Below are 11,275 nucleotides of genomic sequence, written 5' to 3' on the forward strand. Positions count from 1 at the left end.
CATTATCTCGCCGCATGACGAGCGCAGACGAAACCAGCCCTGAGAACCACTTTACCCCGGCGCTGTTGCCCTGGCTGCTCGCCGCAGGGATGTTGGCGGTGTACCTGCTGACCATCAACCACTGGGTCGCATTTAACAGCCTCTTCACCATCAGCAGGGTTTCAGGTTGGAACTGGCAACCGGAGTTGCAAGGGCCGCTGTATTGGCTGATCACCGCCCCCTTTCAGTTGCTTCCGCTTTCGTGGATTCCCCTTGCCCTGAATCTCCTGTCGGTTCTTTGTGCTGGTCTGACTCTGGCGCTGCTAGCCCGCTCGGTCGCCTTGCTCCCCCAGGATCGGACTGAAGAGCAGCGCATCCGCGAACGGAGCGATGACTCGTCCCTGTCCATACCCGCCGCGTGGCTGCCTCCGGTCTTGGCGGTGCTGGTCTGCGGGTTGCAATTGACCTTCTGGGAGAATGCGACGATCGCCTCGAAAGACATGCTCGATTTGCTGGTCTTTGCCTATATCATCCGATGCCTGCTCGAGTACCGCATCGAGGGCCGCGATTCCTGGCTGTTGCGGGCAGCCCTGGTGTATGGAGCGGGGATGGCCAATGATTGGGGCATGGTGGGTTTTTTCCCAGCCTATATCGCCGCCCTCATCTGGATTAAGGGCCTTACCTTCTTTAACGGGCGATTCCTCTCGCGGATGTTCCTGGTTGGTGTGGCCGGGTTGTCCCTCTATTTGCTGCTGCCACTGGTCAGCGCAGTGTCCAGCTCCTCGCCCGTCACGTTTTGGCAGGCGCTCAAATATAATCTCGCATCTCAGAAGCAGTTTCTCTTTTTGTTGCCCTTTAGCAAAACGGCGCTCCTTCATGGCCTGGCCGACCGCCCGCTATGGGTTCTGGCGCTGCCGACGCTGCTGCCGGTTGTGATCATGAGCATCCGTTGGCCCAGATTCTCCGGGGACATCAGCAAGCTGGGCATTGCCCTGGCCAATAACATCTTCCACCTCTTTCACGGCGCTGTGCTGCTGGTGTGTCTCTGGGTTGCTTTGGACCCCGACAAATTCAGCCCGCGCCATCTCCTGCCTGGCCTGCCGATGCTGACCCTTTATTACCTGGGCGCTTTGAGCATCGGTTACTACAGCGGCTACTTGCTGCTGGTGTTCGGCGCCCGGCCCCACCGCCGCTTCCACCGGCCTCAACCTGCCTACCTGGTTTTGCTGAGTCGAGCGGTTGTGAGCGCCGTTTACGTGCTGCTAGTCGCCGTTCCGCTGCTGCTGGTTTATCGCAACCTCCCCGCAATTCGCACCACCAACGGCCCCATGTTAAGGCAATTTGCGGCCCTCACAGCGGAGCATCTGCCCGCCCAGGGCGCCGTCTTATTGAGCGATGAGCCCGTGCGCCTCGCGCTGCTTGAATCCGCTTTGACGCAGGCCGGCATGGGCCAGAAGTTCCTCTTCATCGATACCTCCGGCTTGCGAACGCCTGAGTATCACCGGTTCCTTAAAAGCCGTTACCCGTTGCGCTGGCCGAGCAACCCATCGAAGGATGTTAAAAAGATTTACGACTCGGATGTGCTTCCCATCCTTTCGGGCCTGGCCGCGAGCAATAGTCTTTATTATTTGCATCCAAGCTTCGGCTATTATTTCGAACTGTTCTATGGCGAACCTCATGGTCTCGTTTATCACCTCAAAAACTATCCTTCCCACCAGATCGATCCGCCGCCTTTAAGCAAAGGGCTTATCGCCGAGAACGAGGACTTTTGGAAGCGAGCCGATGATGTGACCTTGAACGCGGTCGATGCAGCCGGCACTCCCCCAGTCGCGAGCGGCAGCCCCGGCCTAATCGGATTGCTGGAGCAACGGGCGCACTTGGGGCATGAAGCCAACCTGAGCGCCTTGTTATTGGGGAAGTTTTATGCCCGAGCGCTGGACTCCTGGGGTGTTGAGCTGCAGCGCCAGGGCCTGCTCAAGGAGGCCCAGGCTCATTTCGACCGCGCCCTGGACCTGAACCCGGACAATGTCGCCGCCAAGGTCAACCTCGAGTGCAATCGTCATCTGCAGGCCGGCGAATCCTCCACAGTGCCGTTGCCCAAAGCCGTTCAGGACCAATTGGCCAAATATCGCAGTGGCCTCCAGATGCTCAGAGACAATGGCCCTTTCGACGAACCAAGCTTCTGCCTGCAGGAAGGACAGGTATTCGTCGAATCCGGCAGTTACCGTCAGGCGGCCCAGCAGTTTGAGCGCGTAACCCAATTGGCGCCCGATCATCTGCCCTCCCGTCTGTTGCTCGGGCGGTTGTGCATCGTCAATCAGATGCCGGACCGCGCTCTGCAAATTACCGATGAAATCCGGCAACAACCGGAGCGGTTCGGCTTTGGCCCAACCAACGAAGCCGAGTTGCTTTGGGTCCAAACCGCGGCGTGGCTCGCCAAGAAGGACTCCGCCGCCGCTGCCCAGGTGGTCCAGAGCGCCCTGAACCACTATCCCGGCAACCAGGACCTCTTAACCGTGGCCACGCGGCTTTTCATGAATTTCGGCTATTACTCCAACGCGGTGGCCATCCTCGATGACCAATTGAAACAAACTCCCGACGATCCGGGCACCCTCGTCAACAAGGGTTACGCCTACCTGCAATTGAAATCGTTTGCGCAAGCCATTCCACCCCTGACGCGGGTCTTGGAAATGAACTCGAGCAACTTTCCTCCTGAATTGCACTACTCGGCCCTGTTTAACCGCGCCATCGCTTATCTGCGGACCGATAAGCTCGATGAGGCCCAGCAGGATTACGAGCAACTCCATAAGGCCTTTCCGGCAGGGTTTCAGTTTTATTACGGGCTGGCAGAAATCGCCTATCGCAAGAAGGACACCAATGCCGCTGTGCAGAATTATCAGCTCTATCTGGCCCATGCCCCAACCAACACCGCCGAGGCTTCCTTCGTCGTGGCGCGTCTTAAGGAGTTGCAGCCCGGCTCGCCCTGACGCCCCAGGATGCGGGTCGTACACATCATCACTCGCTTAATCGTCGGGGGCGCCCAGGAAAACACCGCCGCATCCGTTCTGGGGCTGCGTCAAAAACCGGGTCTGGAGGTTCACTTAATCACGGGCCTCTCTGAAGGCCCGGAGGGTTCGTTAGAAACCAAGTTCTCCGGCTGCCCTGAAGTGCTCGAGATACTTCCTGAGCTGGTGCGGCCAGTCAATCCCTGGAAAGATGGGCGCGCACTGCAGCGGCTCACGGCTATTTTGCGAGCCATGCGCCCCGATGTCGTTCACACCCACAGCGGCAAAGCCGGCGTGATTGGCAGGCTCGCCGCAGCCCGCGTCGGCGTTCCAATTATCGTCCATACGATTCACGGCCCTTCATTTGGTTCCTTTCAGGGACCCCTGGCCAATTTGGCTTTCCGGGCTGCCGAGCGCTACGCAGCCAGGGTGACCACGCATTTTGTCGTGGTTGCTGACGCCATGAAACAGCAATACCTGGCCGCAGGCATCGGTCATCCTGCTCAATACACCCGCATCTTTAGCGGGTTCGCCCTGGAACCATTTCTCGAAGCGCGCAATGATTTGCAGTTGCGCGCCAGCCTTGGCTTGGGTCCCGAAGATATCGTGGTGGGTAAAATCGCCCGCCTGGTGGGTCTGAAAGGGCATGACGACCTCTTTGCCGCAGCGCCGGCTCTGGTCAAAAGTTGCCCGCGTCTAAAGTTCCTGTTAGTTGGTGATGGCGATTGGCGCGGGCGTTTTGAAGCCCAGACCCGCTCGCTTGGATTGCAGCAGCACTTTGTTTTTGCCGGTCTTGTTGCGCCCGAGAAAGTCGCCTCGCTCATGGGAGTGATGGACATCGTCACGCACCTGTCGGCCCGCGAAGGGCTCCCTCGCGCGCTCCCCCAAGCCTTGGCGGCAGGGCGTCCGGTCGTGGCCTACGATCGGGATGGCGCTCGAGAGGTTTGCCTCGATAAGGAGACCGGCTTTTTGGTGCGACCCGGCGACCTGGTATTGCTGCGCCAGCGGTTGCTCGAACTGGCGGGCGACCCGGCGCTCCGGGCCCGCTTGGGCGAGCGGGGGCGCCAATTTGTCCGTGAACGCTTTGGAGTCCAGCAAATGGTGGATGAGCTGCACCGTCTTTATTTGAGGCTGGCAGACCAAGCCCAACCCCAACCACTCGCTACGGCGTGAATTTTCCACAGAATGCTTATCTGGCGGCCATGGGGAGCGCCTGGCTGGTGGTCGCTTTATCCTTGCCCTTATGGCGCCAGTGGTGTCTGCGCACAGGGCTGGTGGACGAACCCGGCCAGCGCAAGATTCACGAGCAGCCTATTGCCCTGGCCGGTGGCCTGGCTGTGATGACTGGATTACTCGTGCCCATTCTAGCCGCCTCGGCACTGCTCTGGTGGCAACGCGCCAATCCGCCAGCTCACCCGCCTCATTCCGCCCTTAACCCGCGCGCCGCATTTCTCCTTTTTCACGGCCTCAGCCGGCGCGGACCCGAGTTGGGCGGCATCCTGCTAGGGGCGGTTGGCATGCTGCTGGTGGGCTGGCTGGACGACAAACGCGAGCTGCGTCCCGGGCCAAAGTTTGCCGGGCAATTCTTGATTGCGTTATTGGTTGCTGCCAGCGGCGCGCGCATCACCTTGTTTGTGCATAACACCCTTTTTCATTATGCCATAACGATCCTTTGGATTCTGACGCTGGTAAACGCGTTTAACTTCATGGACAACATGAACGGGCTTTGTGCCGGGCTAGGAGCTATCGGCTCGTTGTACTTTGGGGCCATTGCAGCCGTTGAAGGCCAGTATCTCGTAGCGTTAATCGCTTTCCTGACTTTTGGGGCGTTGCTCGGTTTTCTGCCGTATAACTTCCCTCGCGCGCGAGCTTTTCTGGGCGATGCAGGGAGCCATCTGGTGGGTTATCTCCTGGCCGTTTTGGCCATTCTGCCGCACTTTTACTCGCCCAAGCATCCTCGCCCCTTCGCGGTGCTGATTCCTCTGGTGGTGCTCGGCATTCCGCTGGCCGATTTGGTTTCGGTAGTCCTCATCCGGTGGCGAGCCGGCAAACCCTTTTACCTCGGCGATACCAATCACCTGTCCCATCGCCTCGTCCGCCTCGGCCTTTCCCAAACCCGCGCAGTCCTGCTCATCTGGCTAATGGCGGCATTAATCGGCGGGCTGGTCTTGCTCTAACAGGATGTCGCTAGGCCGCTTCTCCCTCTCCCCTTCTGAAGGAGAGAGGGACCCCTCTTGTGTAGTCCATCCCACGGTTCTCTCAGTAGGATGGCCTCCCGTTGTGTCCCTTCACCCAATCCAGACAAAAGGACCCTTAGCCTAGCTCGACGGGGTCAATGTCCACGATGAGAGAAACCCCCTCGGGCAGCGCTAATTTTTGCATGAACTGCGCCAATTGGCTGCTCAGGGCGCTCATTCGCCGCGTGCGAAGCATCACCTGGTAACGGTAAAAGGCCTCTGCCCGCAGCAACGGCGCGGGCGCCGGTCCGGCCATAATCAAATCCTTAAAACCCGCCAGCCGCTTCTCCAACTCGCCTTTAAGGTGGTCGGCTGAGAATTTCACCTTGTCCTCATTGCGCCCTTTCAGAGTGAGCAGCGCAATGCGGCTGAAGGGCGGATAGGAGAGTTGCTGGCGAAACTCGATTTCCTGCTCGTAAAATCCGGTGAAGTCATGCCGGCGCGCAAACTGAATGGCCGGGTGAAAGGGGGTGAATGCCTGCACAAAGACTTCCCCTTCGACCTCGCCGCGCCCGGCTCGGCCGGCAACTTGCGTGAGCAACTGGAAGGTGCGTTCACCAGCCCGGAAATCCGGTCGGTGCAGGGCGAGATCGGCGTAAATAATGCCCACCAATGTCACATTCGGGAAGTGCAGGCCTTTGGCTATCATTTGGGTCCCCAGGAGAATATCAATCTTGCCGGCGCGGAAATCACCCAGGATTCGCCGGTAATCTTCCTTGCGTTTCAACGCATCAGCATCCATGCGCACCGTTCGCGCATGAGGGAAAAGCTTGAGCAGGACATCTTCTACTTTCTGCGTGCCCAGGCCGGCGTAACGAATCGCCGGGTTCCCGCAGCCCGGGCTGGGACAGACCGGCGGAACCGGCTCGACGTGACCGCACAGATGACAGCATAGGCGCGCCTCCTGCCGATGATAGGTCAGGGTCAGGCTGCAGTTGGGGCAATTGGCCACATAACCGCATTGGAGGCATTGCAGGGAAGTGGCGTAGCCGCGCCGGTTCAGAAAAAGGATGACCTGCTCCTTCTTTTCGAGCCGTTGCGTGATCGCCTCTTTGAGTTGCGGCGAAAGAATCGGGATGCTCTCGGCGCGTCGTATCGTCTGGCGCATATCTACAATGCGCACCAGCGGCATGGTTTTGTTATCTGCGCGCTCAAGCAATTCCAGCAGCCGGTACTTGCCACGCAGACAGTTATGATAGCTCTCCAGCGATGGGGTGGCTGACCCCAAAACCACCGCGGCCCCTTCCATCTGGCCACGCAAGATCGCCAGGTCACGCGCCTGGTAACGCGGCGCCTCTTCCTGCTTGTAACTTTGTTCGTGCTCTTCATCCACAATGATCAGTCCCAGCGGATCGACCGGGGCAAAAATCGCCGAACGCGCTCCAATGACAATCCGCGCGCGGCCCTGTCGGATTTTGTGCCATTCGTCATGGCGTTCGCCAGAGGACAAATGGCTGTGCAAAACCGCCACGAGCGTCTGCTGCCGGCCCGAACTGAACCGCGCTTTAAATCGCTCCACGGTCTGCGGCGTGAGAGAGATTTCTGGAACCAGGACAATGGCGCCTTGTCCGCGCGCGAGGGCATGGGCGAGGGCCTGGAGATAGACTTCGGTTTTGCCGCTGCCGGTCACGCCATGCAGAAGGAAAACCGAAGGGCTCTGGGCCTTCTCATTGGCCTTGGGCTCGAGGCCGTTTGCCACCCGTTCTCCCTCCATTCGCGTGACGATTGCTTCCAGGGCCTTGGCCTGGGCAGGGTTGAGCGGGAGCGATTGGCTGGGAAGGATATGCTCGCGGGCGTAAGGATCGCGTTCGGATATCTGCGGCGCGATGGCAACCAATCCTCTGTCCTCGAGCCGGCGCAGCGTTGCAGCGGTAGTATGAAAATGCTTAAGCACTTCCTGCACGGGCAACTCGCGCCCCTGCTCGATAAATTCCCAAACCTCCTTCTGGCGCTTTGGCAGCTTGGGCAATTCCCCAGCCTGCGCCAGGGCGCTCACGTAGAGGCGCTCGCGCCATCCCGCCTCTTCTTGGCGCACGGCCTGCGGGAGCACTGATTTCAAGGCGGTCTCAGGCGCGCAGCAGTAGTACTCGCCAATCCAGCGAGCCAGCTTGAGTATCTTTGGCGTCACCAGCGACTGGGCCCCCAGCACCTTGAGCACCGGCTTGAGCCGGCTCTGGTCCGATTCCTCAGCCAACCCCGTCACACAGCCCAGCACTTTCCTCGGCCCAAAAGGCACCTGCACACGGCTCCCCAACTCAATCGAATCCTCTAGCTCCGGCGGCACCAGGTAATCAAATTCCTTGCGCAAGGCAACCTCAAGCGTGACGCGAGCGATCATTTCTGCCTCGGAATGTTCCGGTTCGGTCCGGGCCTGTCCAGACTATTTGGAAAGGATGAAGTTGGTTCAGGCCAACGGCCTGTCTCATATCAGCCCAGGGCAACGCCCAGGAGGAGTATCGTGATTTATTGAAAAAGTACCACATCGCGTTTGATGAACAGTATGTTTGGGATTGAGTAACAGGCCAAAGGCTCGCACGATTCTTTGGTCGATGAACCTCGTGTTCATGCTTCTCTCCCGGTTCTAGTTCGGGTTAAATAACCACTATGAAGTGGCGCGGGCAATTTCTCGTTCTGCTGTTGGGGTTGATAACCGCCTGGGTCGGCCATTGGTGGTGGGAGGGACGCCTGGAGCGGAGCCAGGATGAACCCATTCGCGCTGCTGCGCAACGCTATGGGCTCGAGCCGGCCCTGATCAAAGCGGTAGTTTGGCGCGAAAGTCATTTTCACCCAAGTATCCGAGGACGCTTCGGCGAGCTGGGTTTAATGCAGCTTCAGGAGGAGGCGGCGCGCGAGTGGGCTGAAGCGGAGCACGTCAGCGGCTTCGCACACGAGCAGTGCCTCAATCCGCTCACCAACACTCTGGCCGGGACATGGTATCTGAGAAAACTGCTCAGGCGTTACACCCTGGCGGACAACCCCCTGCCTTATGCCCTGGCCGACTACAACGCCGGCCGAGGCAATGTGCTGAAATGGAACAAAGGAGAAGCAGCGACCAATAGCAGCGCATTTATCGAGCAGATCGGTTTCCCAGCCACGCGACTCTATGTCCAAGCGGTTCTCCGGCGTTATGAGCGCTACCGGCCAGTTTTTGGGCATTAGCCTAAAGGTCTTGGCCTGCACCTGCTTTGTTTGTCCCTTGCCTTGCCCGGTTCGTCCCAACTCTAGCCTGCCTCGGTCACATTCCAATCGCGGACGCGTTTGAACCGGCTCAGAGTGGCGGGGAAGTTTGGGATCGAATGAAGTCGAAATGAAAACGAAACATCTGCTTCTTGGCGTGGGAATCGTCGTCGTTGCCGGAGGGTTATGGTTTGGGCGAGTAGTCTGGCGAGTGCGTCATCAAATCGTCACGTTGGATGTCCGCAACGCTCCTTTGGCTGATGTCTTGCTCAGCCTTGAAAGACAAACCTGGACAAAAATCCGCGCCGAAAAGGCCTTGGACGCCCGCATCACGATGCATGTGACGGACAAACCTCTTGCCGACGTGCTGGACCGAATCGCCGAACAGGCCGGCGCGCGGTGGTCCAGGCTCTACGCGGTTTACGACTCAGGCGCTGCTCTTGCGAAACTGGATTCCGCCCTGGGCGGGAATGGAATGGTTGAATCTGCGGGTTGGACGAAGCTGGCGCCCAGTGCCTCCCTGGGTGAGCATGGCCTGGAAGGCGGAGGCCATGCAGAGGGCGGACCTCGACTATTTCCGCCCGGCGACTTGCCTCGAGGGATGGGTGATGCTCCCCCGCCAGGCGGTTTGGGCCCAATGGCAGGGCGGCGTGGGCCGATGATGATGAGGCGCACGCTCAATGGCCCCATGATTATTCAAAACGGCAATGGCCAGGTGGAACTGTGGTCCCCGGAGGAATTAATCATCGACTCGGCGCTCGATGCCCGGCTTGGGAGCGATACGAATCAGACCGCTACAGCCCAGGCCGCTGCGGATACGGCGCAAAAGGTGCATGGCAAATGGACCACTTACCTGGCGTTCACCAAATCCATCATGGGTGTCGGCTTCGGAGTGCCTCCGCGTGGACGCCCCGGCTTTGGCCCTCTGAGGGCCAATCCAAACGATCGCTTTGCCAGGCTCACGCCGCAACAGCGGGTCGAGCGCGAGCGCCAGCGCCTGGGGTTAAACATTAAATAGCAACCGGCTCTGTTGGCCCTTATTCTATGAACTCAATAACTTCCTGCCCCAATCGCCGCGTCATAACCTGGATTGCCGTGCGCGCCTTTACCTTAATCGAATTGCTCGTGGTGCTCGCAATTACCGGAATTCTGGCCAGCCTGCTGTTGCCTGCCCTGGCGCGGGCCAAAGCCAAGGCCTACAACACGGTTTGCGTGAACAACCTCCGTCAACTGGGGATTGCCACGCGCCTCTACGCCGATGATAACAATAATCTGCTGCCCAGCGCGGAGATACTGCCCACGGAGCCGATCAATCCGCAAAAACCGCTGCCGCGCATCTGCGACGTGCTGGCTTCGTATGTCGCCAGGGCCGCCGGCACCAGCACCAACAGCGCCACCGTATTCAAATGTCCCAGGGACGATAAAGGCCTCTTTGCCGCCGAGGGTTCGAGTTATGAATGGAACGCGGACCTGAACGGTCACCGGATTGATGAAACCCGCACCGCCAACCTGTTCCTGGTGACTGCGACCAACGGAGTAATCGTCCAAAGCACAAACATGGTGCTGCGCTTTCCACCCGACACCACGCCGCTCTTTCTCGACTACGAGGAGTTCCACCCACGCCCGCCCAAACCGGGCAAGAACGTCGTCTATATGGATGGCCACGTCGCCCCGCTCAACACCCTGAACGAATGACGCGTTGGAGTCGGCGGGCATAACCAGGCCCACCCGCTTGGGTCGGCCCTGGTCCGCGCGAAGCGTCGTGGACTGCGCCAGTCCCCTGGCGCTTTTAGGCCGCACCTTGCGTAAAGTTCCACTCTCACGCCCAATGGCCTTGAATTGGCCGAGCGAGGTCGGAATGAAAGGACATCCAAAAGCGGTAGAGGACTACCGCAGTCCAAAACGCTAGCGCGACTTCCGGCGCTGGTCCGCGCCGTTCAAACGGCTATCACTGAATTGGCGCTGCCAAAATCGTTCGGAACGGATTCTTTGGCGGTTGGATCGCTCAGCCACTGACCGTCCGCCACGAAGCGGTACTCGTAACGGCCTGGAGCGAGGGACAGGGTAGTCGTCCATTTACCCTGTGCATCCTTGCGCAAGGGCGTGCGCTCGGGAATCCACTCGTTGAATGTCCCGGCGAGCAGGACGTTTTGGGCTGCGGGCTTATCGATGGCAAACGCCACCTCTTTGGTGGTTTTGGCGGTTCCTTTAACCGGGCGCATGACGGAGCGTCCGCTCGGGCGCGTGGCCCTGAGGGGTTTTGTATGTCGAAGTTCCATGTTCAATTCTCCAGTTTGTTTTTAAATCGTTTTTAAACTCTCTTAACTTTCGTCAGCATCCGCTATCGCGCCGAAGCTTTCAAGCTTTTGACAATAAAATCCTGTGACATTCTCATGTCCATTACGCGGTTTCCTCGCCATCACTCACGGCACGTGGCTCTTCGAACACCATCCGGTAGATGGGGAATTGAGCGTCGTTATGATGATTCGGGCGAATTCACCCGCCCAGCTTCCTCTCCAAACGCCCGACCACCTCGCGAACCTGGGGATCCACTTCCATCCGATCTTGAACGAGCTTGCAGGCATGCAACACGGTGCCGTGATCCCGGCCGCCGAAAGCTTCGCCAATGGTGTTTAAAGTGCAGTCGGTCATCTGCCGCGAGAAGAACATGGCGATCTGACGTGGGAACGCGATGTTTTCCGGCCGGCGCCTGCTGCTCATGTCTGCCAGTCGGATATCGAAGTGCTCTGCGATTTTCTTTTGGATCACTTCGATGCTGATCGCGTGGCGGCCTTCCTCATGGAGAATTTCCCTCAGCAAACCTTCCACGACCTCGATGCTCAGGCTGCGGCCGGTTAAGGCCCCGTAAGAAACAAC

9 protein-coding genes are annotated in these 11,275 nt (G+C 59.0%); 6 read left to right on the top strand and 3 right to left on the bottom strand.

The features are described from left to right. Positions 1–14 precede the first annotated feature (14 nt). Genes VG146_04620 through VG146_04630 form a run of 3 tightly spaced genes read left to right on the top strand, consistent with a single transcriptional unit; the run spans position 15 to position 5,161 of the window. On the top strand, positions 15–2,966 hold the full coding sequence (locus VG146_04620) for a tetratricopeptide repeat protein (protein ID HEV2391631.1): 2,952 nt from the start codon (positions 15–17) through the stop codon (positions 2,964–2,966). A gap of 9 nt (positions 2,967–2,975) precedes the next feature. After that, positions 2,976–4,157 (top strand): glycosyltransferase family 4 protein, encoded by a 1,182-nt coding sequence (locus VG146_04625; protein ID HEV2391632.1) that lies wholly within the window; start codon positions 2,976–2,978, stop codon positions 4,155–4,157. Then, the gene (locus VG146_04630; GenBank protein ID HEV2391633.1) at positions 4,154–5,161 is read left to right on the top strand and encodes an MraY family glycosyltransferase; all 1,008 of its coding nucleotides are present in this window, start codon (positions 4,154–4,156) and stop codon (positions 5,159–5,161) included. The genes VG146_04625 and VG146_04630 overlap by 4 nt, the downstream gene beginning before the upstream one ends. A 136-nt stretch (positions 5,162–5,297) precedes the next feature. Here VG146_04630 and priA read toward each other — a convergent pair whose 3' ends face one another. Beyond that, the gene (gene priA / locus VG146_04635) at positions 5,298–7,559 is read right to left on the bottom strand and encodes a primosomal protein N' (protein HEV2391634.1); all 2,262 of its coding nucleotides are present in this window, start codon (positions 7,557–7,559) and stop codon (positions 5,298–5,300) included. Between the two features lie 266 nt (positions 7,560–7,825). On the opposite strand from priA, the gene VG146_04640 reads away from it, so the two are divergent. The 3 genes from VG146_04640 to VG146_04650 all read left to right on the top strand — a co-directional run bounded on the left by VG146_04640 (position 7,826) and on the right by VG146_04650 (position 10,093). Continuing rightward, positions 7,826–8,380: a lytic transglycosylase domain-containing protein gene (locus VG146_04640; protein ID HEV2391635.1), complete on the top strand. Its 555-nt coding sequence runs from the start codon at positions 7,826–7,828 to the stop codon at positions 8,378–8,380. Between the two features lie 148 nt (positions 8,381–8,528). Then, positions 8,529–9,416, top strand: coding sequence for a hypothetical protein (locus VG146_04645; protein HEV2391636.1), 888 nt, complete (start codon positions 8,529–8,531; stop codon positions 9,414–9,416). 26 nt (positions 9,417–9,442) lie between these two features. Beyond that, positions 9,443–10,093 carry a type II secretion system protein gene (locus tag VG146_04650; GenBank protein ID HEV2391637.1) on the top strand — a complete coding sequence of 217 codons (651 nt, stop codon included), beginning with the start codon at positions 9,443–9,445 and terminating at the stop codon, positions 10,091–10,093. 242 nt (positions 10,094–10,335) lie between these two features. Here VG146_04650 and VG146_04655 read toward each other — a convergent pair whose 3' ends face one another. Together VG146_04655 and VG146_04660 are read right to left on the bottom strand one after the other, a co-directional pair. Next, positions 10,336–10,677 carry an isoamylase early set domain-containing protein gene (locus VG146_04655; GenBank protein HEV2391638.1) on the bottom strand — a complete coding sequence of 114 codons (342 nt, stop codon included), beginning with the start codon at positions 10,675–10,677 and terminating at the stop codon, positions 10,336–10,338. 217 nt (positions 10,678–10,894) lie between these two features. After that, positions 10,895–11,275, bottom strand: a 381-nt coding sequence (locus VG146_04660) for a helix-turn-helix domain-containing protein (protein ID HEV2391639.1), incomplete at its 5' end; no start/stop codon positions are given.

Source organism: Verrucomicrobiia bacterium, from assembly GCA_035946615.1.
In the GTDB taxonomy this organism is placed as follows: Bacteria; Verrucomicrobiota; Verrucomicrobiia; order Limisphaerales; family UBA8199; genus DASYZB01.